The following is a 24,470-nucleotide window of genomic DNA, read 5'->3' on the forward strand; positions in this document are numbered from 1 at the left end:
ATCCCCTTACAGATCGATAACTAAACGCCCGCACTTCGCGCGGGAACAGCACAGCAGGATTTGATCGCCGTCGGCTTTCTCTTCATCGGTAAGATAGTGGTCACGATGATCCACATCCCCTTCCAGCACGTCGGTTAAACAACTGCCGCAGATCCCCTGCTTGCAGGAGACATTCACCTTCAACCCGGCCTGGGCCAGGGCTTCGACAATGGTCTGGTTTTCCAGCACCTTCACGGTGATACCGCTGGTGGCCGCTACCACATCAAAGGCCGAGCCGCCGGTTTGCACCTCAGCGCTGAAACATTCCTGATGGATTTGGCCCGACGAGTACCCCAGGGTTTGCGCCTGTTCAGTGACGGCATCCATCAGCCGCGTGGGGCCACATACATACACGTGGGTTTGCGCTGGCAGATCGGTCAGCACCGCCGCCAGATCCAGGCGTTGTTCGTTGCTGAAGTGCAGTTGCACCTGTGCTGCGTAAGGGGCACGTTCCAGCTGTGGGACAAACGCCGCCTGCACACGCGAACGGGCGCAGTAGTGCAGTGCGAAAGAACGTCCGGCGGCGTGCAGTTCAGCAGCCATCGCCAGCATCGGCGTGACCCCAATTCCCCCGCCAATCAGCAGGGTGTGCGCCGCGCGGTCTTCCAGCTCAAACAGATTGCGCGGCTCGCTGACCGCAATGGCATCGCCTTCACGCAGGGCATGTACCGCAAGGGATCCGCCCTTTGAGCGCCCTTCTTTCAGGATGCCCAGCTGATAGTGCTGCCGGTCCTGCGGATCGCCGCAAAGGGAGTACGGGCGGACCAGGTCGGCGCTGAGATGCAGGTCGATATGAGCCCCCGCGCGAAACGCCGGCAGTGCGATGCCCTCAGAATGCGCCAGGGTCAGCAACACCACGTCGCCCTGCACCTCGCGTCGGATAACCTGTAATGTCAGCATGTTCACTCCTCAACGCATAAACAGGCCGCCGTTGATGTCCCAGGTCGCCCCGGTGACAAACGACGCCTGGGGTGAAGCCAGCAACGCAACGGCCTGAGCGACAAACTCCGCCTCGCCCAGTTTGCCCACCGGGATCATTTGCAGCAGCCCGGCCATCTTCTCTTCCGGGACAAGCGCGTGAACGGTGGGCAGATCCATCGGGCCTGGTGCGATGGCATTCACCGTTACGCCAGATTTGCTCAGCTCGCGGGCAAAGATTTTGGTCAGCGTTAAAATGCCGCCCTTGGACGCCGCATAGTGCGCCCCGGATGCCGTGCCCCCGTTTTGCCCGGCCAGGGACGCCAGGTTGATGATTCGGCCGTAGCCCCGGCCGGCGAAATAGCGCCCCATCGTCTGACACCCGACAAAGGTGCCGCGCAGATTGGTGGAGATCACCCGGTCGAATTCGTCGACGTCTATCTCCATCACCGGCGTGGCCAGCGTCAGCGCGGCGTTGTTCACCAGCACCTCCAGGCTGCCAAAGCGAGCGAGGGTGGCATCAAGCGCGCGGGCAAAATCCTGCGGCTGGCGGATGTCCAGCCCAAGCGCCAGCACCTTACCGTTATCCAGTTCATCTGCCTCCTGCTGCGCGCGGCGGACGTCTACGTCGGTCAGCACCACCTGATAGCCCTGCCCGAGCAGTGTGGCGGCGATAACCTGTCCCAGACCGGCGGCAGCGCCAGTCACTAATACGGTTTGCGTCATGGTCAGCTCCTCAGAGGATGTAGCCGATGCTGTGCAGCACATCGTCGCTGTTCACCAGGCGGATCACCTTTTGCTGAATAAGCCAGCGGCCATCCTGCTGCTGGAGGTGCCAGGTAATGTCCGCCGCGTAGTGGCGGCTGTGGCCTTTACGGTGCTCCCACAAGGACTGTGCCCCGCGCACCACAATGCTGTCCTCGGCGGATCCCAGCACGCGAAAGCGCGACAGGGTGCGCAAGGTACGGGCGCGTGGCGTGGTGGAGATCGACTCCCCGCTGTAAAGACGTTTCACACGTTTTTCCCGCATGTGGTGGTCATCACAGGCGTAGTTGAGGGTGTTTTTGAAATCCGTTTCGGTCGGATCAATTGGCACCACGTACAGGCCATCGTGTTGCCACAGTTCAAGCCAGGTGTTGAATTCGCCCTGATCGAGCAAATCACCTTCGAGATTGATTACCGACATGGCGGTAAAGAGTGCTGAATCAGGCGTCATCATTGCGCGTTCTCCGTCATGAGCTTTTTCCACTGCTGGTAGGCGGCGCGCATCCCGGTTTCGGCGCTCACGTCACTGCGAAGGCCATCGTCGGAGCGGTATTCCCCTGCCAGCCCACGGTTGAGCATGATCCAGAGATCGTTGCCCGAGGTGGCCCCGCGCTGAACGCGCTCCCAGGCTTCGGAGTCATCCGGCGTGCCAAAGCCCATCGGCCCCTGGAAGTGTTCGTGCAGACGCAGACGCGCCTGGTTGGCGATTTCCGGCCCGCCATCCATGGTGATCACCGCATGGTGAATTTCGGTTTCGTTGACGGACACTGGCTGAAGCACGCGGAAGAACGCCATCGAACAGGCTATGTTCGGGAAGATATTGAGGTTAAAACCGGAGCCGCCGACCGCGCGCACAATACGCCGGACCTGCTCTTCGTCGTGGTCTTCGCGCAGGGCGTCTGCCAGCTCACTAAAGCGCTCCGGGATGGGCGCATCGAGGTTAGCGTCAAGATCCACCAGTTCCGGGATCATCACCATCACGCTGTGGCCGTTGCCTAAGTCTTCGACGTAGCCGCTGCCATCCACAAAATTCAGCATCTCTTCTGTTTGCTTATCGACCGAGCTTAAAAACGAACGGTGGACCACCGGGAAGTGGTAGCCGTCAGTGGTGTTTTCCAGCTGGATTTTCCAGTTGCCCGGGAAGCGGAAACGGTGTGCCGGGCCGGTTTTGATCGGGTAACCTGCGCCCTGTTTCATAAACAGATCCATCCACTTCTTCGCCACGCCGAGGAAATCCTCCAGCGGCTCAATCTGGTCGTTAAAGGTGGCGAAAATCATCCCGGCATATTGTTCGGTACGTAACGACACCAGCCCCAGCTCGCCTTTTTCCAGTTGGTCGGCGTAGCTTTCCGGGTGCGGCACGCCGCGCAGGCTGCCGTCCAGCGCATAGCCCCAGCCGTGGTATGGGCAGACAAAGCTGTTGGTTTTGCCGCTGCGGTGTTCGCAAACGGTCGCTGCGCGATGGCGACAGCGGTTCAGCAGGGTGTGAACCGTGCCTTTGCGATCGCGCACCACGATCACCGGCTGTGTGCCGATCTCGGTGGTTTTAAAACTGCCGGTGTCCGGGATTTCACTGGCGTGGGCGACCCACACCCAGGTTTTGCTGAAGATCCTGTCCAGCTCCAGGCTGAACAGCGCTTCCGAGGTGTACAGCGAGGTGTGTACCCGGTCGTGCTGCACCAGCGCCGCAATCTCCGCCGCCGTCGGCGTGGCGGGCGTGGTGGTATCGATGTTCTTCACGTTGATGAGGTGATCGCATTGCATGTCCAGTCTCCTGCAAGTCTTATTTTTTATCCGGTACGGGAAGCACATCCGCTGCGTGCCAGTGGTCAACCGGCCTGCTGAACAGATTGCGGGTCGTGAAATGGGCCATCGCCATGGCGTGCGCATCGCGCACAAAAGTGACGCGGAGTTCCGCCGCATTCAGGTGCGCTCCACCGGCACTGAACGCCGAGGTTTGCAGCATCAGCCAGCGGCCCTTCAACTGCCCGTCCGGCTCATGCCATATCGCCTCTGAGCACAAAAAATGGGCGTTCATGGCGAAGTGCGCAGGCTGACGCACGTAACCCGCCATCATGGTGACGATGGCCTCGCGCCCCAGATGGCGCCCCAGGCGCGTAGCATAAGGTTCACCGATACCCTCCCAGCAGGCATCGGCAGTAAACAAGGCGCCAATGGCCTGCACGGTTTCGGGGCTGTCGAGGCTGTCGCACAGGCGCATGTAGTCGCTAATACAAACGCGGGCGGCCTGGCTGTCTTCAAGCTGCTGTAAACGCAGCGCATCCTGGGCGTTCATCGCGGGCTCCGTTAGTTCTGGATAATCAGTTCACGGCCCACGCGGGCTTCGATTTTGCAGTACTTCCACAGCTTGCTGCCGCTGTCGCCTACCGGCGTGGTGCGGAACAGGTTGCAGACGGCAGCCACGTTTTCCAGGCGCTCGGCATCTGCCAGCACGTAGGTGGTCCAGGGGGCGGTAGTGGATGGCCCGACCATCAGTTGGTCGTCATCCATGTTGCCGATCACGCGGATCCCCGGCGTCTCGTCGATGCCTTTCATCATCACGCCAAAGGCGGTCCAGACCTGTTTTGCCTCGGTCGCGCTGGCGTCAAAAAAGTTCTGATTCACCCCAATACAAAACAGCACGCGTAAGGTAGTTGACTGGCTCATGTGTTGCTCCTTTCGTTAAAAATCACAGGTAACCCGGCAGCGGTTTGCCGCCGAAAAAGACCGTCCCGGCATTGAGGTACGAGAGGTCGCCCATAAAGGCGTGTTGGGTAATCACCATCGTGTCGCGCACGTAGCGTTGCAGCGGGCTGCGCATGGTGACGCCGCCCATCCCGTTGAGTGCCAGCGCCTGGCGCGCCACATCGGCGGCCACGCGGGTCACGTGCGTTGAGGAAAGACGTAGCGCGTTAATTTGTTCGCAGCTGGCGTCATCGCCCGCCAGCAGTCGCTGCCACACGTCGTCGATGGCGTCGTAGAACCAGGCGCGCGCTGAGCGCAGTTCCGCCTCGCAGCGGGCAATTTGCATCTGCGCCTGCGGCCGGTCGGCCAGACGCGGTGCGCCGGTAACGGACTGCTGGCGATGGGCGATGGCGTAGATCTCGTTGAGTGCAGCACGCGCCACGCCGAGCGCGACAACCGACAGCACCTGAGTCGCCAGGGAAAGCACCGGATAGCGGTACAGCGGCCCTTCAAGATTCAGTGCGCCGCCGCGAATAAAGGTCCATTCGTTCGGAACAAAGGCGTCGTTTACCACCAGGTCATGACTGCCGGTACCGGCCAGTCCGACGGTGTCCCAGACGGGATCAATCTGTACGCGCTCGCGGGGAAGTACCGCCATGCGCGGCAGAGCTTGATCGCCTTCCGGCAAAATGCCCACGCCCAGCACCGTGGCCCCCATGCTGCCGCTGGCAAAGCTCCAGCGACCGCTCACACGATAACCACCATCGGCCTGGGTGGCTTTTTGGGTAGGGAAAATGCCGCCCGCAAAGACCACGTCCGGCCCGTCGCGATACAGCTCTTTCAGGGTATCCGGCGGCAGTGCGCCCAGGTAAAACGGGCTCATGCCAAAGCTTGCCACCCATCCGGCAGAGCCATCGGCGGTAGAGATTTGTTCTATCAGCTCGCAAAATTGCGCCGGAGAGCATTCATCACCGCCGTACATTTTCGGCACCAGTGCGCGGTATACGCCCACCTCTCTGAAACGGGCGATCACATCGTCAGAAATATGGCGCTGGTGCTCAAAATCAGGGCTGCGTGCGGCAACATCACTCAGCAGCGAAACCAGCTCTTCACGAACCTGTACAGCAGACATAGCGACCTCCGAAAAGTTATCCGCGGCTGTCGCGAGGGCGAACGGGGCCGCAATGAGTCGTACTCACTGAGAAATCAGGAAAATGAAAACAGGGGGTGGCTAGTGGCGTCGTCGCGCCGTGAGCCATTCGGCGGCCTGCACCAGCAGGCCATCATGCCCTTTGCGGGCGACCAGTTGCAGCGCCACAGGGCGGCCGTCGATCTCACCCACCGGCAGCGTGAGTGCGGGATGGCCGCTCAGGTTGAACGGGCGTACCAGTCGGGTCAGGTTGACGACAGTGAGTGGATCTTGTGCTTCCTGTAACGTGGGCGGCAGCTCTGGCAGCGTGGCCAGCGCCAGCAGCGGCGTCTGTTCGAGCACGGCATCAAGGTGTTCGCTAAACGCCACGCGGACCTTTTCTGCCTGCTCCAGCGCTTCGCGGCTAACGTCTGCTCCGGCGCGGATACGGGACGCCACGTCCGGCGAGACGGCCCCGCTTGCCAGCAGCGGGCCTAATGCCAGCCAGTTTTCATAGCTGATAAGCGTTAACCCCGCGCGGTGCGCCTCTTCCAGCAGTGGCAGCGTGGTTTCCAGTACAGAAACCCCGGTCTGTGAGAGTGAGTTCAGGATTAAGGCGTCGATATCGGGCTCCGCCGCCAGCACATACGCTACCGGCGGCAAGGAATTCAGCGGTGCGTCAACAGGCACCGACAGGCGCGTCATCACCTGGCGCAGCACAGCGGCATTACGGGTAAAGACACCCACGCAATCGAGAGAGCTTTCGGCAGGCATAACGCCCTGACGGCTTAACACGCCATAGCCAGGCTTTAGGCCCATCACGCCGCAGCAGGCCGCTGGCATCCGCACGGAGCCGCCGGTATCGGTGCCGAGTGAAAAATCCACCTCGCCGGAGGCAACGACCGCCGCCGAGCCGCTGGATGAGCCACCCGGGATCAGCGCCGGGAAACGCGGGTTAACCGGCGTACCGCAACGCGGATTGATGCCTGTTACCCCGAAGGCCAGTTCATGCAGCGTGGTTTTACCCGTCAGTACGCAACGGTTTTCCAGTAATTGCGACACGACGCTTGCATGGCTGTGCGCGGCAGGCGACGTTGCCAGCGCCGGGCAACCCGCCTGGGTGCGGTATCCGGCGATATCCAGCGTGTCTTTGACGGCGAAGCGCAGATCGCCTTCGCCGAGGATGAACTGCTCAGTATAACCATTGCTCTCTAAAACTGGCTTCATGATTGACACCTTGACCAGAAATGTTGAATCACATTCAGACTGACAGTCATCGCTGTCTTTTTGTCCTGACTAACGTTAGGTCAATCATGGAAGAATTAGATGAAAATTCAAGTAATATTTCACGTTAATTTTACGCAACAGTAACATTTTATTAACCATTATATGTGCATGGTTAATCATTCATGGTGATGAAAAATAAAGCAAAAAAGACGAAAGCGGCGAGAACCGCTGTTGCAATCACTTGCAACAGCGGTTGAGTAAAAGGTGATTATTTACAACGGGTTAAACCGATTTTCAACGCAGGTCACAAATTTGTCATTCGGTTTTTTTGGCTTATAGCTCGTTAAGGTTATCGAGCACTTTTGCCAGGGAGAGGTTCATTTTGGCAACCTGATTTCGGGTCATTCCTTTGAAGCCTTTCTCGAACACTTTTCCCGCCTGGGCCATGGCTTCTTCCACTTTTTGCCGCCCGGCGTCGGTAAGCATCACTTCCGTTACCCGGGCGTCATTTTCGCTACTGGCGGTGGTCACAAGGCCATCCTCCCGCAGCCGCCCGACGATTTTGGTCACCGTCGGCATTTTTGCCATCGCGTATTCGGAAATTTGTGAAATGCTCGCTTTACCGTACTGGTGCGTCACCATCAGTACCCGGAAGCCAGAGACATCCAGCTGCGCTTTTTTCAGTGTAATTTCCATGATTTGCGTGTAGCGCGCATAGACATTAACAATCCAGTAGAAGGGAAATTCTTCTCGATGGAAGGCAGGATCGGTGGCCTGTTCTTCGGCTGTTTTTTTTATATTACTCATGCGTTTCCTTACCAAAAAAAGCGGCAGATAACGCGATTATACCCTGCGAATCTGTGACGGCTATAGCACCATTGCAGCCTGCAAAACCCCTGGCGGCGATCCGGGGAGCTCCGGGTGCGATCTCTGTCTCATTATGATTCACAAATGCTATGCAATTAACAAATACGTATCATTTTTTGAACATTAATTTGACGCTTCATGTGGCGATTTTCTATACGTTAGCCGACCTGCACACTCATACTAAAAAACGCAATGTGGAGCTTTCATGAACGATAATGCCTCTGTAGAACAGACTCAGAACGGAACGCTGGCCCCGCCTGCCTCGGGAGATACCACGCTGGATCCCCGCCAGCAGGCCGTTATCAAAAAGCTGTTCCGCCGTTTAATTGTTTTTTTATTTATTCTGTTCGTCTTTTCCTACCTTGACCGCATCAACATTGGCTTTGCCGGGTTAACGATGGGCAAAGATCTGGGGCTCACCAGCACCATGTTTGGCCTGGCCACCACCCTGTTTTATGTGATGTATGTTATTTGCGGGATCCCCAGTAACGTGATGCTGAGTATTGTCGGCGCGCGCCGCTGGATTGCTATCCTGATGGTTATCTGGGGGATTGCTTCTACCGCCACCATGTTCGCCACCGGGCCAAACAGCCTCTACGTGCTGCGAATGCTGGTAGGGATTGCCGAAGCCGGTTTTCTGCCCGGTTTGCTGCTCTATTTAACCTACTGGTTTCCGGCGCACTATCGTGCCCGCGCCAACGCGCTGTTTATGATTGCGATGCCGGTGACCATGGCGCTGGGTTCGCTGGCATCCGGGTATATTTTGAATATGGACGGCCTGCTAAACCTGAAAGGCTGGCAGTGGCTTTTCCTGCTGGAAGGGTTCCCGTCCGTGCTGCTGGGCCTGGTGGTCTGGTTCTGGCTGGACGATAGCCCGGCAAAAGCCAAATGGTTAACGGATGATGACAAAGCCTGCCTGAACGAGATGCTGGAGGCGGACAAAGTGGCGGTGCGAAAGACTCAGCTCGCGGCAAATACCGCGCCTGTGGCGCAGCGCAGTCTGGCGCGCGATCTCTTTACCCCGGTCATTATCCTCTACACCGTGGCTTACTTCTGCCTGACCAATACCCTTAGCGCGCTGAGCGTCTGGACGCCGCTGATTTTGCGCAGTATTAACGAAACCAGCAGCAACGTGACCATCGGCATTCTGAGCGCCATTCCCCAGGTGTGTACCATCATCGCGATGGTCTGGTGGAGTAAGCGTTGGACAGGCTGAACGAACGTAAAATCCACACCCTGCTCCCCTATCTGTTTGCAGCCGCAGGATGGATGTTAACCGCCACCAGCACCACGCCGCTGTTCCAGTTCACCGGGATAGTGATGGCCTCTGCTGGCGCCTTTGCTGCAATGGTGATTTTCTGGACGACACCTGACCGGTTTATCTCCGTGCGCGCCCGCGCGGTGGGCATTGCGGTGATCAACGCCACCGGGATGACTGGCGCCGCGCTTGGCCCGCTGCTGATGGGCCTGATGAAAGACACCACGGGGAACTTCAATGCCGGGATCTTTATGGTGGCCGGATTCCTGGTGCTGGGTGCGGTGATTATCGCCGCGATCCCAATGGCAAAAAACGCGGCGCAACCCGCGCATTAAGCAAGTCCCGGACCCGAAACGGTATGTATCGTTTCGGGTTTTAATCGCAAAGATCATCAATACTCATGAGGGTTAACCCTGTTAACCACGCCGAAAATTGGGTGGTGTTCCCGTTCCCGTTATGTGAGAAAAAACATCATGAGTAAAAACATTATTTTTTGTGCAGATGGTACGTGGAATGGACCGAATAACGACGATAACAAGGACGATATCCCCGATTACACAAATGTTTTGCGGCTATTTAATGAGCTGGATGGCACCGCCGATACTCCCGATATGTTTGTGCGCAATGAGCAGGAAAAAACGCTGAGAAATAAATCGGGAGTGGTTTTGCAGGTCAGTAAGTACATTCATGGCGTGGGGGATTCAAATAACTGGCTCGATAAAATGCTGGGCGGGGTGTTTGGTGCGGGGATCATTGAACGCATCGTGCGTGGATATACCTTCATCTGCCGTAATTACGACAGGGATGATGATATCTTTCTTATCGGGTTTAGCCGGGGAGCCTACACGGCACGCGCTCTGGCAGGGATGATTGGCGAATGCGGGCTGCTGGATAAAAACAAAATCGACCTCACTGACAAAGAGGAAGCCTACCGTCTGGGAACCGCGGTATGGCGTCAGTACCGGCAAAAAACCAACGTTGACGGTTCGCTGTTAGACCGAATTATCCGCGATGCCCCGATGTTTTTGCATGAGCAGGTTGATCCGAACAAGATTATCTATTTTGTGCCGATTAAAGCCGTTACCGTCTGGGAAACCGTGGGCTCATTGGGTATTCCTGAATATATTAAAGACGCCCGTATCGATGCCTTTAAATTTGCCAGCACCGCGCTTGGGGAGCACGTCAAATATGGCCGACAGGCCATTGCCATTGATGAAATGCGGCTGGATTTTACCCCCACCTTCTGGGACAAACGCGACAATATCGTGCAGATCTATTTTCCGGGGATCCACGCAGATGTCGGTGGCGGTTACAGCAGCACCAATAATGGAACCGGATTATCGAACGGCGCTTATCTGTGGATCCGCACCGAGCTGGGTCAGCTTGGCGTGCATCTGGATCCTGTGCAGGTTAATGTGGATTTCAAAGGGCCTATCCATTGCGAGTGGTACCAGATACCTTACAAGCTGGGCGTCCGGCAGCTCCGACGTCCCGACAGCCCGGACCTTGCTATCCACAGTTCTGCGGTATCGAGAATGGCCTGGCCGACTCCGCTTCCCGTGCAGGACAACACCGGGATGTGGGGGGCGCAGCTGTATCGCCCGGCGTCGATACAGCCTTATGTGAATGCCAGCTGGCAACCGCTGAACGGGATTGTTATCCATCCCTGATTAAGCACAGCCACCTCTTGACTTATTTTGCGATAAAGGTACTTTTCAGGACATGAAGAAGATCCTGATTATCGTCCCGGATGGGGGCATGTTATTTGAAGCCGCCGGTATCGCCGACATTCTGATGCAGGCCAACCGGCTGCACCCGGAAGGCCCGCAACATCCCTGCTATCGCATTATTATCGCCACCACTCAGCCTCACCAGGTGATCCACGGTCAGTCCGGGTTAAACCTGCTGGCGGACTACCGCCTGCCAGAGCTTGATCCCCGCGAGCCGCTCGACACCATCATCATTACCGGACGCGGGATGAACGAACTGGAGAGCACTGCGGTGGTCGACTGGCTGCACCTGGCAGCACCGCACGCACGCCGTGTGGCATCGATTTGCGGCGGTGCCATGCTGCTGGCGCAGACCGGTTTGCTGGATGGCCGACGGGCAACGACCCACTGGCGACTGCTGGAAACCATGCAGACCACCTACCCTAAAATCAATGTTGAAGGTGGGCCGCTGTATATTCAGGATGGTCCGATATGGACATCCGGCGGCGTTAGCTCCGGCTTTGACCTGACGCTGGCGCTGGTTGAAGATGATTATGGATTTAGCCTTGCCCGTGACGTTGCGCAGGACATGGTGATGTACCTGCGCCGCCCCGGCGGGCAGCTCCAGTTCAGCCGCTATAACCTGCATCAGCCTGGCGCTTCCGGGCCGATAAATGACCTGCAACGCTGGATCCTGCAAAACCTCACTGCCGACCTGTGCGTTGAAAACCTGGCAGAAAAAGTCGCCATGAGCCCGCGTAACTTTACCCGCGTATTCACCCGTGAAACCGGAGCCTCCCCGGCGCGGTATGTCACCGAGGCACGGCTGGCGGCGGCACGACAACTCCTGGAACAGACAGCGGAAACCCTGGATCGCATTGCCGAAAAAAGTGGTTTTGGCAGCAGCATTAATCTGCGTCGGGTGTTTGAAAAACAGCTTCACCTCACCCCTGGGGAATATCGCCAGCGTTTTCACTGTCGCAAGATGGCGTAATGTGATCCTTTTTTGTCATTTACGCCATTTCACCTAAAGCCTACATTGACTCCAGACAACACAGATAAGGAGTTAATCATGGTTAAGGTCGGTATTAATGGCTTCGGCAGGATCGGACGTAATTTCTTACGCGCTGCACTGGGGAACCCGGATATTCAGATTGCGGCGATTAACGATCTGACGGGCAGCAAAACCCTCGCCCATCTACTGAAATACGATTCCTTGCTCGGTACGTTACCGGTATCCGTTGAAGCGGCAGACGGCGCATTGCAGGTCGATGGCCAGCGCATCAGGGTGTTTAGCGAACGTGATCCGGCAAACATTCGCTGGCGCGATGTAGGCGTGGACATTGTTATCGAAGCGACCGGATTTTTCACCGAGCGCGAAAAAGCGGCGGTTCATATCACCCGCGGCGGCGCGAAACGCGTCATCATCTCTGCCCCGGGCAAGAACGATGACCTGACGGTGGTGATGGGCGTTAATCACGGGAATTACGACCCGGCTCAGCATTTTGTCGTCAGTAACGGGAGTTGCACCACCAACGGGCTGGCACCGGCGGCGCAGGTACTGCATCAGACATTTGGTATCGAACACGGGCTGATGAATACCACCCACGCGTACACCAACAGCCAGGCGCTGCACGACCAGCCGGAAAAAGATCTGCGCGGCGCGCGAGCTGCGGCTCTGTCGATTGTGCCTTACTCCAGCGGTGCGGCAAAAGCGCTTGGCAAGGTCATTCCCGAGCTGGATGGCAAACTGACGGGGTATTCACTCCGTGTACCGGTTCCGGTAGTGTCGATTGTGGATTTAACGGTAACGCTGAGTCACAACGTGACCGCTGAAGAGGTTAACGCCGCCTTCCGCGAAGCCGCTGCCAGCGGTCCACTAAAAGGGATCCTGGGTTATAGCGATGAGCCGCTGGTATCAAGTGATTATCAGGGCGACCCGCGCTCCTCCATTATTGATGGCCTTTCCACGCTGGTGATTGGCGGCAATATGGTCAAGATCCTCGCGTGGTATGACAACGAATGGGGATTCTCGAATCGCCTGGTGGACCTGGCAGTGCTGATGGATAAGAAAGGGTTGTGAGTGACAGGTGATTGAGTTTAAGGAACATAGGGCCACCGTTCGCTTTATGTTCCTTGCCTCACTGTCACCACAATACGAGTGAACGTACCAACAAGCCCAGTGGCGCTACGCTTACTGGGCCTACAATGGCTGACGCGTTACTCTTCCGCCTTCACCCTCACGCCCATAAACACAATCACCATTGCTGTTACCAGCAGCAGGCCGCTTCCGGCAAATACGCCGCTGGCCCCATTAAGATCAAATACCGCACCGCCGCCAGCCGCACCTGCACTGATAGCCAGCTGGATGGATGCCACCAGCAGCCCCCCTGCACTTTCGGCTTCATCCGGTACGGTGGTGGCAAGCCATGTTGACCAGCCTACCGGCACCAGCCCAAACGCAAAGCCCCAGAGCGCCACCAGTAAGCCATCCAGCATCGCCAGGTGCCCGAACGCCACCATCATCAGCGCCAGGATCCCCATCGCGAACGGGACCAACGCCAGCGTCAGGCGCAGATTTCGTGCCAGCAGATGCCCGGCAATCGACGTACCGATAAAGTTTGCCACGCCAAAGCCCAGCAGGATCAGCGAAATGCTCTCAACGCTTACCTGTCCTACCGTTTCAAGGAACGGACGCAGATAGGTGAAGAAGGCAAAGTGACCGCTGAAAATCAGGATAGTCGCCAGCATCCCGCCAATCATGCCAGGACGGCGCAGTACGCGGAACAGCGTCCCCAGGCTACCGCTGCTTTCCGGCTTCATAGAGGGCAGAACCCACAGCTGCCAGAGCAGCGCCAGGATACTTGGCAGAATGCAGAGGATAAAAACGTTACGCCAGCCAATAAGGCTGCCGAGATAGCTACCCAGCGGTGCGGCAACCACCGTGGCAATCGACACGCTGGAGAAAATCACCGCCAGCGCTTTCGGCACTTTATCGGCAGGCACCAGACGCATCGCCGTGGCGGTAGACATTGCCCAGAAACCGCCGATGGCAACGCCCAGCAGCAGACGCCCGAGCAGCAACACGTGCAGAGTTGGCGCAAAAGCGACCAGCAGGCTGGAAATGATTTGCAGCACTGAGAAAAACATCAGTACCCAGCGCCTGTCGATACTTTTGGTGGCCGAAGTAATCAGCAGCCCGGTCACCAGTGCCACCAACGCCGTTGCGGTAACGGCTTGCCCCGCCATCCCTTCGCTTACGCCAAGACTGGCCGCCATCGGCGTCAGTAAACTGGCGGGTAAAAACTCTGCCGTTATCAGGCCAAAGACCCCCAGACCCAGTGAATAGACTGCTCGCCAGGCGGGCTTTGCGGGTGCAATGGCCTCTCTCGCCGCGACACATGAATTCATCTGTTGTTCTCCCGTTAGAAAAATGTGACAACTGTCGCAAAAGCATAGTGAGTTCCCCCTGGACGATCTATGACATATAATCTTTGATTATTGATTATTCGTCCGAAAGTGAAGACATGAGCAACCCGTCACCCGATTTGATCAGCGAGCTTCTTCGTGGAATGCGCCTCTCCGGTGTGAAATATCGCCGCATTGAAGCCAGCGCCCCCTTTGGTGTGGCGTTTCATCAGGCGCCCGGCAAAGCGCAATTCCATTTTGTGAGCCACGGCTCCGCACTGCTGCGCATGGAGAGTGGCGCGACGTTTTCCCTGAGCGGCGGCGATGCACTGTTCATCCCAAACGGCAACGCCCATGCCTTACTTTCTGACGAACATGCCGACATCACGCCGGTGAGCGCGTTTCCGAGTGAGCCGATTTGCAACTCAGTCTGCGCTATCACCTGTGAACCCTGCCCGGACAGCGAGAACACGGTAATATTCAGTGGTTGCATGGATTTTGAGCTTGGCGGGATGCAACCCCTGATCAAAGCGATGCCGGAAGTGATGATGGTAAGCCGCCTGATGTCCACGTGGCCGGAGATCCATCCGCTGCTCGCCGCAATGGAGCGAGAATCCATGACCCGGCAGGTCGGTTTTGCCGGCATTCTGGCACGCCTTGCCGATGTGGTGGCCGCGCTGATTGTGCGGGGCTGGGTGGAGGCCGGATGCGGGAAATCGACCGGATGGGTCCAGGTGTTGCGCGATCCACGTTTAAGCCGCGCGATTTATGCCATGCATCAACAGCCGGGGGTAAACTGGAACGTTGCGGACCTGGCAAAAGAGGCCGGAACGTCACGTTCCGTCTTCGCCGAGCGTTTTCTGTCGGCGACCGGCACCACTCCGGCCAAATACCTTTCAGAACTGCGGATGCGGCTGGCCATTCAGTATATTCGTCACGAACATCAACCGCTCGAAACGGTAGCACTGCGTCTTGGCTACGGGTCACTTGCCGCGTTTAGCCGGGCGTTCAAGCGCATTGTCGGCCAGGCGCCCGGTTCACTGCGGGAATCCAGTCAGACCCCGGAAGAGGTCTGACTGTCAGGGGGTATCAGAAGTAATATTTAAAGCGTACGCGGCCACCGTATCGGGAGTCGTTATTACTGTCGCCCTGGTTTGGATGCGCTTCAACCCAGGACGCATACGCGCCCAGATAGATATTGAAGTTCTTCATCTTCATGACGTTATCGAAGAGATAGGAAGCGTGAACGGTATGGATATCGTAATCGCCCGGATCGGTTATCCAGCAGTCGTTGTCACAGTCGGCGTTGAAGCTGGCGGTGTCAAATTTGTCGATTTCATTATGCGCATAGATGTAACCCAGCTCGAACTTGCGCCATAATCCGTTGATACCCGCCGTAAAGTCTTTCTCATCCGTGGCGTCCATGTAGGCTGTATTCAGGTTTATCACCGCGCCATTTTCCGGATCGGCTTTCTGGCCGTTCCAGGTCATCGTCAGGCCGTAGCCGGTACGTTCGGACTGATCCACCCATTTGCCGGATGCATCACGATAGCCGTAGGCGTTGTTCACCAGGTTGCTCTCCATCGCGATGGCGGTTGAGAAGCCCCCGTTTTGCCATGAGATGACCGGACGTACATAAGCCACGTTTTTCTCGTTATCGAGATCAACGCCGTGGTACTGCTTATCGACAAACAGCGTACTGCCGTTCTCCAGCAAGGTGTTGACCTCGAAATACCAGTTATCAACCGTTTTACTGAGCAGGAAGTTTCCGCCGCTGTCACTACGCCCACGCCCTTCTTTCAGCATGTAGATGTAGCCGTAGCCATCGCTGTAAAGGTCGTTTGCCGTGTTGCCGGAGTACTCTACGAAGGTGTCCTGGTTCAGCGGGAACATGTCGTAGGCTTCAAAGCGGCCCACTTTTACCTTCCAGTCGTTTTCCGTTCCGAAGAAGAACACGGCATCATCAAGGTTCATTTTGCCGGTCAGGTCGGCAAGCGGTTGCACGGAGAAACCGGCAAAATTGCCGTTATCCATCCGGCGATAACCGTCAAAACCGAGCAACAGACGGCCGTTGATGTCCCAGCGCTCATTGCTGCCAGGTGCCCAGTCTTTATTGGCCGTGGTTTTCATTGATGTCAGGCTGCCGGTTTTGCTGGCCGCATCCATGTTAAATTCGACGTCGCCATAGAATTTAATATCGCCATAGCCTGATAACGTCAGTTTTGGTACGGCTGATTGGGCTACTGGCTCCGCTGATTCCACATTCACGCTGGCAGGTTTCTGCGTGGTCACAACCTGCTGTTGCTGGAGAACCTGAATTTGCGCTTCTGCCTGCGCCGCGCGATTTTCTGCGCTCTCAAGGCGAGCTTCCAGTTTCGCCAGTTTTTCTTCAAGGGTCGGGGTATTTTTTGCTGCGAAAGCGCCTGTGGTACAAAAAGCACTAATGACCAGAGCAATAGACTTAACTCTCATGGATTCCATCCTCGTGAATTATTCATTACGTCCTGAGTGGTACTACCCTATACCGGTAATACTGCTGTATTACCGGCTTAATACATCAATCGTTATTTTATTCTTTTGCGAACTCACCTTTATTCAAATCACGGACTACGCCGTTCATCACATTTTCCGTCAGACCATAGAACTTAATTGAGAACGCCGTAAGCAAATAAAAGAACGATGGGATGAGAGTGAATAACAGAATAACACCCTGCACTGCGGATTCAGGCTGTACTTCACTGTTTGATTCATAATTGAACCAGGCCAGTACCCATCCCAGAATTGCCCCACCGACTGCGACACCCAATTTAATGACAAAAATATTGGCAGCGACATTCATACCCGTTATTCGACGCTGCGTTTTCCATTCACCATAGTTATTTGCATCAGTAATCATTGACCACTGCAATGCACCATTTCCGCCCTGCACTATCTGAATCAGGACGTGGGCAATTAACGGAATAATCCAGAACTCCAACGGGAGCCAGAAACACGCTACGCCAAGCGCGGCGTTAAGAATATTGATCCAGAACGACAGTTTAACCTTGCAAAAGCGAGTCCCGAACGGTTGCGCCAGTACTGAGCCAAACATTGACGCCAGCATTCCGCCCAGCATAAAGAATGAGATGATGTCCGCGCCTTTGTTCAGGACCGTATTGACGAAATAAACCACGGCGCCGCCACGGATCACCACCGCGACCAGCATCATGAAGTTATAGACCGACAAAATGCGCCACTGGTCGTTACGAAAGAGGATCTTAACGTCTCGGGAGATGTTCAGATTCTCTTCTTTAATGGGTTGAACCCGCTCTCTGGTCGTGAGAAAACAGACCAGGAACATCAGGCAGCCAATCACGCCAAAAATGCCCATTGCGACCTGAATGCCGGTGGCTCGATCGCCTGGGAAAAGATAATCCGCCAGCGGCAGAATGCAGGCGGTTCCCAGCGCGCCATCAATGGGGGTAATGGCAAAACGCCAGGACTGCAACGAGAGATTTTCGCGTGGGTCGGAGGTTAACGCCGCACCAAGTGAGCAGTAAGGGATATTAATGGCGGTATACATCAGGGTCATAAAGATATACGCCCCGACGGCATAATAGATTTTTCCAGTTTCGGTAAAATCAGGAATGGAATACACCAGCACGCAACTTACTGCAAAGGGAATACACATTGCTAACAGCCACGGGCGAAAACGCCCCCAGCGCGTTGACGTTGCATCCGCAATCGCACCCATTATCGGATCAGTTATTGCGTCTAATAAACGGACCAGCAGGAACATGGTCCCCATGACTGCGGGTGGCAGACCATATATATCAGTGTAATAATACGCCAGAATGGCCACTGACGAGTCAAATACAATATGACTTGCCGCATCCCCCAGGCTATAACCTATTTTTTCTTTTACTGGAATTCGTTCTGTCATCGCCATACATTCACCTCATTTTATGAAACCGGTTTCTGTTGTCGGCGATAATTTCGCTGAGAGTCGCACGATTATCCATTATGTTTTTTCACTACAAGATTATGTTTTTTGTTTTATGTGATCCTGACAATTAAAATAATGAAATGACCGCAAGAGTGCTCTTCACTCTATATTAAATAATGTCGCAATTATTCTCCCGGTCAATATTTCACTTATTCGACGTGGACCTAAACGCAACGGTAAATTGTCTGAGTCTGCAAAAAATGGGATATTCGACACGCGAATATCTCGATATTCGTCTAAGGTTTTCACGTGGTTGATGACAGCGGTCACGCTGCTCAGCAAATACAGGAGAGAACCGATGATAAAACCTCATATGCGCCACCCTACACTTTTATCGCTCGCGCTTGGCGGCGCACTGCTGGGCGTCACCTTATCTGGCTACGCAGAAGACAAGGCAACCGGCCAGTCGACGCCCCCTGACATACTGCTCGGGCCCCTTTTTAACGATGTCCAGAGTGCCAAACTCTTTCCCGATCAAAAGACCTTTGCCGATGCGGTTCCTAAAAGCGATCCCCTGACTATCCTGGCGGATTACCGGATGCAGCACACTCAGACCGGTTTCGACCTGCGGCATTTTGTGGAAATGAACTTTACCCTGCCAACGGAAGGTGAAAAGTATGTCCCACCGTCTGGACAGAGTTTACGGGCGCATATCGACGGGCTGTGGCCGGTGCTGACGCGGACCACTGACAAAGCCAGTAAATGGAATTCTTTGCTGCCGCTGCCAAAATCATATGTGGTGCCCGGCGGTCGTTTTCGCGAGGTATATTACTGGGACAGCTATTTCACCATGCTTGGTTTAGCAGAAAGCGACCACTGGGACAAAATCCGCGATATGGTAGACAACTTTGCCTATGAAATTGATACCTGGGGGCATATCCCAAACGGCAACCGCAGCTACTACCTGAGCCGCTCGCAACCGCCGTTCTTCGCACTGATGGTTGAGTTGTTAGCCACGCACGACAGCGATGCGCTGAAAAAATACCGCCCGCAGATGGAAAAAGAGTATCGGTACTGGATGGACGGCGTGGACGCACTCCAGCCGGGTCAAGCCAGTAAGCGGGTGGTGAAACTGGATGACGGCACCATTCTTAACCGCTACTGGGACGACCGTGATACGCCGCGCCCGGAGTCCTGGCTTGATGATGTGACCACCGCGAAAAAGAATCCCAACCGCCCGGCAACGGAGATCTATCGCGATCTGCGTTCCGCCGCGGCATCCGGCTGGGATTTCAGCTCCCGCTGGATGGATGATCCGCAAAAGCTTGGCACGATCCGCACCACCAGCATTGTGCCAGTCGATCTTAACGCGCTGATGTACAAGATGGAAAAGCTGCTGGCAAAAGCCAGCCAGGACGCTGGGGATACAGCCAGTGCGACTAAATATGACGCCCTGGCAACCGCACGCCAGAAAGCCATTGAGGGGCATCTGTGGAATGAAAAAGAGGGCTGGTACGCCGATTACGATCTGAAAAGCAAAAAGGTGCGTAATCAGCTGACCGCAGCTGCCCTTTACCCGCTGTTTGTGAAAGCAGCGGCGCAGGATCGGGCGGATAAAGTGGCAGTTGCGGCCTCTGCGCGGCTGTTGAAACCTGGCGGCATTTCGACGACCACAATCGACAGCGGGCAACAGTGGGATGCGCCAAACGGTTGGGCACCATTGCAGTGGATCGCGACGGAAGGGTTACAGAATTACGGGCAAGACAAGGTGGCAATGGATGTCACCTGGCGGTTCCTGAAAAATGTTCAGCATACCTACGATCGCGAGCAGAAACTGGTTGAGAAATATGATGTTTCTACTACTGGCACCGGTGGCGGCGGCGGAGAGTATCCCTTGCAGGACGGCTTCGGCTGGACAAACGGCGTGACGCTGAAAATGCTGGATTTAGTGTGTCCGAAAGAGAAGCCGTGCGAGAGTGTGCCGGAGAATCAGCCTGCGGCAAATGAGGAGGTCGCGGCTCCGGCAAAAAGTGTGGCGCAGTAATGTTTGTCTTTATTCAGCGATGATATTACGCCATTGAAATAAAAGGCTTACAGCGGTGCCATGGTCCGGCTGAAAATCGCCGAAGCGTTTACGGAAGGCCGGGGCGACGCGCATGGATGCGCGGCGAGGGCGGCTTTACAGGGACGTTTCATCCGCCCGTCCCCGATTAGCCTGGAGCAAACGCTGAGGGTACCGCGAAGCGGCGATTTTCTTGCCGGGAGCCCGGGTCGCCAGGGTGGTGGCGGTGAGCCACCCTGGCACGTTCACCGGTATGGTGGTGACAGAGTAGCAAGGAACGTAAAGTGAACGGAATGACCACCTGAGCCGTATGTTCCCCCTCACCCCAGCCCTCTCCCCAAAAAGGAGAGGGAGCCGTCCGTGCTCGTATTTTTGTGGGGATTCCTCAACCCTGAGGGAGAGGGAGAAAACCACCGGGCATCAGAAGCTGTAACTAGCTCCCAGCTGCCAGGTGCGGTCGCGGCCTATCCAGCAGTTGCTGGCGTCGTAGCAGGTCAGCGTCTCTTTGTTGGTAATGTTCTGCGCGCTCATCTTCAGCGTTAGTCCCGCAAGCGACGGCAGGAGTTCACCCATACGATAAGACGCCGCCAGGTCATACTGCGTGGTGCCGCCCAGTTTGCCCGCGTCGTTGGCTGGCACAATTTCCATTGGCCCGGTATAACGTGCCCCGGCACCGATATTCACCCCTTTCAGCGGCGTGCTGTCGAAGGTGTAGTCACCCCACAGGTTAAACGCATTCTCCGGCACCTGGGTCGGGCGTTTGCCTTTGTACTTATCATCCTCGGTGTTAATCGCGTGGGTATACGCATAGTTGGCCACCAGCGTCAGGTTGTCCGTCGGGCGACTGATAGCTGAAAGCTCCGCCCCCTCAGACTCCACCTCGCCGGTCTGGCGGTAGTTCAGGAAGCCGGGATCGGTTGTGACCACGTTCTTCTGGCGAATGTTAAATACCGAGGCAGTCAGCGTGGTCGCGAAGTCCTCCAGCAGATATTTTACCCCGCCTTCCACCTGTTTACTGGTCGTTGGCTTGACGTCCTGGGCCGTCAGCGTGCCTTGCGGCGATACCGGGGCAAATCCTTCGGAGTAACTGATAAACGGCGAAATGCCATTGTCGAAGGCATACAGCGCGCCCAGACGTTTGGTGACACGATCCTGTGAAACCCACGCTTTATCCCCGTTTTGCAGGTAATTGGTCGTCACAGAGCGGTAATCGTCATAACGCAGGCTACCCAGCAGGTTAAGCCCGCCAAAGACCACCTGATCCTGCACGTAATAACCGTTCTGCTGATAGCTCAGGCGGTTTTTCTGCGCGGTATATAAACCCAGCTCGCTTTCATGAATTTGTGAATAGTCCGGGTCACGCATATCGATGCCCGGTGTGGCGGAGGCGTAGCGATAGTGGAAGTGGGAGTTCAGCTTCTGGTAATCGAACCCTGCCAGCAGATGATGTTGCCACTCACCGAGGGTTACCGTTTTGGTGACCTGGTTATCCATGTTGAAGCTCTGGAGGTCTTCATCCGTGGTATAGGCGAAGCGGTTAAGTTCATACACTTCACTTCCCTGCCCGGTGGAATAGGCGCTGCGCTGATGCGTGTCTACATCGAAATAACGCACTTTCTGGCTGAAGCCCCAGCCACTGTCAAACGCATGTTCGAAGTGGTATCCGAGCATCCACTGCCGCTGTTTAAAACCGCTCCATTCATCCCCGGCATAATCACGACGCCCGGCATATTCAGAGCGCAAATACGCTAACGGCAGCGGGTTAGATGGCGACAAACTCGGGGTGTTTTGCGCCAGTGCATCAATCGTGAGCCGCGTGTTGCTATCGGGTTGCCAGGTCACTGACGGTGCCACCAGATAGTTTTCATAGCGCGTGGTGTGTGGCTGGTCGTCATTTTCGGTGGCTTTACCCAACAGACGGTAATTCCAGTCGCTGTCGGCAAGTTGCCCGGTCGAATCGAGATATCCCTCTTTCAGATTGCGGTTACCAGTGGTAAAGCCCAGCTCGGTTTTCGCCTCTTTTTGCGGCATCTTACCCTGAATATTCACCAGGCCACCCGGTGAGCCCCCGCCATACAACACCGACGATGGCCCTTTGAGAATATCGACGCTCTCGATCAGCAGAGGATCGATGCGCGCTTTGGTGTTACCGGTGACGTTGTAAGGCAGTTGTAGACCGTTGTAGAACTCCTGGTCGACGGTAAAGCCGCGAATTTTATACTCGCTCATGTACGACGTATTACCACGTACCTCGGTCGACACGCCCGGAGCATAGCGCAGGATCTCGTTCACCGAGTTCGCATGGCGTTGTTCAATCTCTTGCGCAGACAGGGTATTAATGACCTGCGGGGTTTTACTTTCCGCCACCGCAGACTTGGTGGCACTGTTTGTCCAGGTTGGTAGCACATCGCTCTGCGCTGAACCCGTCACCACAAGTGTTGTTTCTTCGGCAAAAGCCGCTCCCTGCAATGCCAGCGTCACGGCTCCTGCCAACGCACATAACGCAAAACGCGAAGTGATCATATTGTCGTCTTATTATTAAATGATATTAGGAACGACAATTATTATCATTTGCATAAACAAATCAATACCACCAAAGAAAACGGCCCTCCGAAGAGAGCCGTTTTTCACTGTTCTTATGCTCTTCTGAGTAACCTGAACACGCCCAGTACCACGATGGCACCCACCACGGCAACCAGGAAACTGTGCATATTAAAACCACTCACACTACCTCCGAGGCCAAACATTGTTGCCAGCCAGCCACCAACAACTGCACCAACGACCCCGAGGACACAGGTCAGAATAAAGCCGCCACCATCACGCCCCGGCATGATAAGTTTGGCGATAGCGCCGGCAATAAGACCAAAGATAATCCAGGCGATGATACCCATAGCAATGCCCTCTTGCAGGTTTAACGCATACGCAGAAAACCTTCTGCACATGTACTCTAATTATAGGCTAAAGCCATAAAACCGATTTCATCTCACCGACTTAAATTGCTGGCGCACTGAAAAAAACTCACCGGTTTGTATTAAGTTTCATTTCAGGCTGCCGATAACTCAAAGACAGTCTGTCACATATCGAGGAGCCATCTGGCGTGAGTAATTACAGTGAGCAGTTCCTGAAACAAAATCCGCTGGCTGTATTAGGGGTATTACGCGATCTGCAAAAAGGCGAGGTGCCGCTGCGCATCAGTTGGGCAACAAATCAGTTTATTAGCAAAATCCTCGAAGCCTCGTCGGAGCGCCTGGTCATCGATCTGGGTAGCCAGGAGTACGAAAACCGTGCGGCGCTTCGGGCAGAAAATATCTCGGTGATGGCTGAAACGCAGGGTGCAAAAGTAGAGTTTGTGCTGCCACGACTGACACAGGGTGAATTCCAGGGCCTTCCTGCGTTTATCACGCCCTTGCCGACTAACCTGTGGTTTGTGCAACGCCGCGAATATTTTCGTATCAGCGCCCCGCTTCATCCTGCTTATTTTTGCAAGGCGCGAATGCCGGACAGGAAAGAGTTTCGCTTCCGCCTGTTTGATTTGTCGCTCGGCGGAATGGGTGCATTAATGGATACGCCAAAACCCGACGGACTGGTCGAAGGGATGCGTTTCTCGCAAATTGAGCTGGATATGGGCGGCTGGGGGCGGTTCTATTTTGATGCTCAGCTGATTGCCATCAGCGAGCGCAAAGTGGTTGATAGCAAAAACGAAACCATCACCACCCCGCGTCTGAGCTTCCGTTTTCTTAATGTCGGGCCAGGTGCGGAGCGGGAACTTCAGCGCATTATCTTCTCGCTGGAACGCGAAGCACGGGAAAGAGCAAACAAAGTCCTGTGACAGATGTCGGGCAGCAGAGCGCCGCCCGACGGCGGCATTACATGGCATCCATCGCTTTCTGTACTTTCCAGATATAACGTGGAGCCTGTGGTGCCGGATGATTCTTCACCACATGTTCAAAGAACTCATCTTTATCCATTCCATTAATCTCGTCGATCGCTTCTTTACGATCCGAGGAGAATGTCCTGAGCAACGCGCCCGCACCGTTAACGTAAGAGACCACCAGCGCATATTGCATCACTTCTGGATCTTCAATGCCTTTCAGCACCCCGTGTTCCAGAATGCTCAGATACGCGGTCCCCATTGAGATATTACGTTCCGGGTTTTTCAGCTCGCTGGTCGATGGCTGCCCGCTCCATCCCATATAGCGATAAACTTCTTTCCCGGCCGTAGAAGCCTTCAGCTGCATCAGCCCCACCGCGTTCGATTTACTGACCAGGGTCGGATTACCGCCCGACTCCACCGCAATGATCGCCGTCACCAGACGCGGGCTCACGCCCCAGGCCTTTCCGGCTTGCTCGCTGATTGGCATCCACTGCATTGCCCGTTTAACAGGCACTTCCGGGTTCCACGGCGGATTTTGGTAGTCATGTTTGGTACTACAGCCAGCAAGCAACACAATCAAAAAAGCAAACCATCTCAATTTCAC

General features: G+C 55.6%; 21 protein-coding genes and 1 pseudogene. 7 read left to right on the forward strand and 15 right to left on the reverse strand.

Annotated elements, in window-relative coordinates; all coding sequences use genetic code 11:
- Positions 1–6 precede the first annotated feature (6 nt).
- The 9 genes from ACT9TW_RS18945 to ACT9TW_RS18985 form a co-directional block, all read right to left on the reverse strand.
- Positions 7–939, reverse strand: coding sequence for a PDR/VanB family oxidoreductase (locus tag ACT9TW_RS18945; RefSeq protein WP_446493373.1), 933 nt, complete (start codon positions 937–939; stop codon positions 7–9).
- A 9-nt stretch (positions 940–948) separates the two neighbouring features.
- Positions 949–1,683 (reverse strand): SDR family NAD(P)-dependent oxidoreductase, encoded by a 735-nt coding sequence (locus ACT9TW_RS18950; RefSeq protein ID WP_446493374.1) that lies wholly within the window; start codon positions 1,681–1,683, stop codon positions 949–951.
- A gap of 10 nt (positions 1,684–1,693) precedes the next feature.
- Complete coding sequence (locus ACT9TW_RS18955; RefSeq protein ID WP_182063593.1) at positions 1,694–2,173, reverse strand: aromatic-ring-hydroxylating dioxygenase subunit beta; 480 nt, start codon at positions 2,171–2,173, stop codon at positions 1,694–1,696.
- Positions 2,173–3,486: an aromatic ring-hydroxylating oxygenase subunit alpha gene (locus ACT9TW_RS18960; RefSeq protein ID WP_446493375.1), complete on the reverse strand. Its 1,314-nt coding sequence runs from the start codon at positions 3,484–3,486 to the stop codon at positions 2,173–2,175. Before ACT9TW_RS18960 ends, ACT9TW_RS18955 begins: the two co-directional genes overlap by 1 nt.
- 19 nt (positions 3,487–3,505) lie before the next feature.
- The gene (locus ACT9TW_RS18965; protein ID WP_446493376.1) at positions 3,506–4,018 is read right to left on the reverse strand and encodes a nuclear transport factor 2 family protein; all 513 of its coding nucleotides are present in this window, start codon (positions 4,016–4,018) and stop codon (positions 3,506–3,508) included.
- An 11-nt stretch (positions 4,019–4,029) separates the two neighbouring features.
- The gene (locus ACT9TW_RS18970) at positions 4,030–4,389 is read right to left on the reverse strand and encodes an IacB protein (protein ID WP_446493377.1); all 360 of its coding nucleotides are present in this window, start codon (positions 4,387–4,389) and stop codon (positions 4,030–4,032) included.
- Between the two features lie 22 nt (positions 4,390–4,411).
- Complete coding sequence (locus ACT9TW_RS18975; protein ID WP_446493378.1) at positions 4,412–5,539, reverse strand: acyl-CoA dehydrogenase family protein; 1,128 nt, start codon at positions 5,537–5,539, stop codon at positions 4,412–4,414.
- 99 nt (positions 5,540–5,638) lie between these two features.
- Positions 5,639–6,763: an amidase gene (locus tag ACT9TW_RS18980; RefSeq protein WP_446493379.1), complete on the reverse strand. Its 1,125-nt coding sequence runs from the start codon at positions 6,761–6,763 to the stop codon at positions 5,639–5,641.
- Positions 6,764–7,096: 333 nt separating this feature from the next.
- Entirely contained in the window at positions 7,097–7,570 is a 474-nt protein-coding gene (locus tag ACT9TW_RS18985; RefSeq protein WP_014070613.1) for a MarR family winged helix-turn-helix transcriptional regulator, read from the reverse strand.
- A gap of 265 nt (positions 7,571–7,835) precedes the next feature.
- Between ACT9TW_RS18985 and hpaX the strand changes: the two are divergent.
- From hpaX to gap, 4 genes and pseudogenes are all read left to right on the forward strand, one after another.
- Positions 7,836–9,223: pseudogene (gene hpaX / locus ACT9TW_RS18990) on the forward strand (4-hydroxyphenylacetate permease).
- Positions 9,224–9,361: 138 nt separating this feature from the next.
- Positions 9,362–10,558: a DUF2235 domain-containing protein gene (locus ACT9TW_RS18995; RefSeq protein WP_446493380.1), complete on the forward strand. Its 1,197-nt coding sequence runs from the start codon at positions 9,362–9,364 to the stop codon at positions 10,556–10,558.
- 52 nt (positions 10,559–10,610) lie between these two features.
- Positions 10,611–11,591 carry a GlxA family transcriptional regulator gene (locus ACT9TW_RS19000; protein ID WP_446493381.1) on the forward strand — a complete coding sequence of 327 codons (981 nt, stop codon included), beginning with the start codon at positions 10,611–10,613 and terminating at the stop codon, positions 11,589–11,591.
- Between the two features lie 78 nt (positions 11,592–11,669).
- On the forward strand, positions 11,670–12,680 hold the full coding sequence (gene gap / locus ACT9TW_RS19005; protein WP_446493382.1) for a type I glyceraldehyde-3-phosphate dehydrogenase: 1,011 nt from the start codon (positions 11,670–11,672) through the stop codon (positions 12,678–12,680).
- A 137-nt stretch (positions 12,681–12,817) separates the two neighbouring features.
- Here gap and ACT9TW_RS19010 read toward each other — a convergent pair whose 3' ends face one another.
- Positions 12,818–14,008, reverse strand: a complete 1,191-nt coding sequence (locus ACT9TW_RS19010) for an MFS transporter (protein ID WP_315686015.1) — start codon at positions 14,006–14,008, stop codon at positions 12,818–12,820.
- A gap of 116 nt (positions 14,009–14,124) precedes the next feature.
- On the opposite strand from ACT9TW_RS19010, the gene ACT9TW_RS19015 reads away from it, so the two are divergent.
- Entirely contained in the window at positions 14,125–15,081 is a 957-nt protein-coding gene (locus tag ACT9TW_RS19015; protein WP_446493383.1) for an AraC family transcriptional regulator, read from the forward strand.
- A gap of 13 nt (positions 15,082–15,094) precedes the next feature.
- Here ACT9TW_RS19015 and ACT9TW_RS19020 read toward each other — a convergent pair whose 3' ends face one another.
- Together ACT9TW_RS19020 and ACT9TW_RS19025 are read right to left on the reverse strand one after the other, a co-directional pair.
- Positions 15,095–16,477, reverse strand: coding sequence for a carbohydrate porin (locus ACT9TW_RS19020; protein WP_446493384.1), 1,383 nt, complete (start codon positions 16,475–16,477; stop codon positions 15,095–15,097).
- Between the two features lie 97 nt (positions 16,478–16,574).
- Positions 16,575–17,933, reverse strand: a complete 1,359-nt coding sequence (locus ACT9TW_RS19025) for a glycoside-pentoside-hexuronide (GPH):cation symporter (RefSeq protein ID WP_446493385.1) — start codon at positions 17,931–17,933, stop codon at positions 16,575–16,577.
- Positions 17,934–18,288: 355 nt separating this feature from the next.
- Here ACT9TW_RS19025 and ACT9TW_RS19030 point away from each other — a divergent pair, with 355 nt between their 5' ends.
- Positions 18,289–19,974, forward strand: coding sequence for an alpha,alpha-trehalase (locus tag ACT9TW_RS19030; protein WP_446493386.1), 1,686 nt, complete (start codon positions 18,289–18,291; stop codon positions 19,972–19,974).
- A gap of 438 nt (positions 19,975–20,412) precedes the next feature.
- On the opposite strand, the gene ACT9TW_RS19035 is transcribed toward ACT9TW_RS19030, so the two are convergent.
- Both ACT9TW_RS19035 and ACT9TW_RS19040 read right to left on the reverse strand, forming a co-directional pair.
- Positions 20,413–22,515 (reverse strand): TonB-dependent siderophore receptor, encoded by a 2,103-nt coding sequence (locus tag ACT9TW_RS19035; RefSeq protein WP_446493387.1) that lies wholly within the window; start codon positions 22,513–22,515, stop codon positions 20,413–20,415.
- Between the two features lie 113 nt (positions 22,516–22,628).
- Positions 22,629–22,883: a GlsB/YeaQ/YmgE family stress response membrane protein gene (locus ACT9TW_RS19040; protein ID WP_182061443.1), complete on the reverse strand. Its 255-nt coding sequence runs from the start codon at positions 22,881–22,883 to the stop codon at positions 22,629–22,631.
- 206 nt (positions 22,884–23,089) lie between these two features.
- On the opposite strand from ACT9TW_RS19040, the gene ycgR reads away from it, so the two are divergent.
- Positions 23,090–23,821, forward strand: a complete 732-nt coding sequence (ycgR, locus tag ACT9TW_RS19045) for a flagellar brake protein YcgR (protein ID WP_182061444.1) — start codon at positions 23,090–23,092, stop codon at positions 23,819–23,821.
- Positions 23,822–23,858: 37 nt separating this feature from the next.
- Here the strand turns inward: ycgR and emtA are convergent, their stop codons facing one another.
- A complete protein-coding gene (gene emtA, locus ACT9TW_RS19050; protein WP_166715770.1) occupies positions 23,859–24,470 on the reverse strand; it encodes a membrane-bound lytic murein transglycosylase EmtA in 612 nt (203 codons plus the stop codon).

It is taken from the genome of Enterobacter sp. C4G1 (assembly GCF_052886895.1).

Coding starts and splice junctions, on each gene's coding strand:
- ACT9TW_RS18970 (WP_446493377.1), bottom strand. CDS start 4,389: ATGAGCCAGTCAACTACCTTACGCGTGCTGTTTTGTATTGGGGTGAAT.
- ACT9TW_RS18950 (WP_446493374.1), bottom strand. CDS start 1,683: ATGACGCAAACCGTATTAGTGACTGGCGCTGCCGCCGGTCTGGGACAG.
- ACT9TW_RS18985 (WP_014070613.1), bottom strand. CDS start 7,570: ATGAGTAATATAAAAAAAACAGCCGAAGAACAGGCCACCGATCCTGCC.
- ACT9TW_RS19030 (WP_446493386.1), top strand. CDS start 18,289: ATGATAAAACCTCATATGCGCCACCCTACACTTTTATCGCTCGCGCTT.
- ACT9TW_RS19025 (WP_446493385.1), bottom strand. CDS start 17,933: ATGGCGATGACAGAACGAATTCCAGTAAAAGAAAAAATAGGTTATAGC.
- ACT9TW_RS18980 (WP_446493379.1), bottom strand. CDS start 6,763: ATGAAGCCAGTTTTAGAGAGCAATGGTTATACTGAGCAGTTCATCCTC.
- gap (WP_446493382.1), top strand. CDS start 11,670: ATGGTTAAGGTCGGTATTAATGGCTTCGGCAGGATCGGACGTAATTTC.
- ACT9TW_RS18960 (WP_446493375.1), bottom strand. CDS start 3,486: ATGCAATGCGATCACCTCATCAACGTGAAGAACATCGATACCACCACG.
- ACT9TW_RS18955 (WP_182063593.1), bottom strand. CDS start 2,173: ATGACGCCTGATTCAGCACTCTTTACCGCCATGTCGGTAATCAATCTC.
- ACT9TW_RS18975 (WP_446493378.1), bottom strand. CDS start 5,539: ATGTCTGCTGTACAGGTTCGTGAAGAGCTGGTTTCGCTGCTGAGTGAT.
- ACT9TW_RS19035 (WP_446493387.1), bottom strand. CDS start 22,515: ATGATCACTTCGCGTTTTGCGTTATGTGCGTTGGCAGGAGCCGTGACG.
- ACT9TW_RS18995 (WP_446493380.1), top strand. CDS start 9,362: ATGAGTAAAAACATTATTTTTTGTGCAGATGGTACGTGGAATGGACCG.
- ACT9TW_RS19040 (WP_182061443.1), bottom strand. CDS start 22,883: ATGGGTATCATCGCCTGGATTATCTTTGGTCTTATTGCCGGCGCTATC.
- ACT9TW_RS19000 (WP_446493381.1), top strand. CDS start 10,611: ATGAAGAAGATCCTGATTATCGTCCCGGATGGGGGCATGTTATTTGAA.
- ACT9TW_RS18945 (WP_446493373.1), bottom strand. CDS start 939: ATGCTGACATTACAGGTTATCCGACGCGAGGTGCAGGGCGACGTGGTG.
- ACT9TW_RS19010 (WP_315686015.1), bottom strand. CDS start 14,008: ATGAATTCATGTGTCGCGGCGAGAGAGGCCATTGCACCCGCAAAGCCC.
- ACT9TW_RS19020 (WP_446493384.1), bottom strand. CDS start 16,477: ATGAGAGTTAAGTCTATTGCTCTGGTCATTAGTGCTTTTTGTACCACA.
- ACT9TW_RS19015 (WP_446493383.1), top strand. CDS start 14,125: ATGAGCAACCCGTCACCCGATTTGATCAGCGAGCTTCTTCGTGGAATG.
- ACT9TW_RS18965 (WP_446493376.1), bottom strand. CDS start 4,018: ATGAACGCCCAGGATGCGCTGCGTTTACAGCAGCTTGAAGACAGCCAG.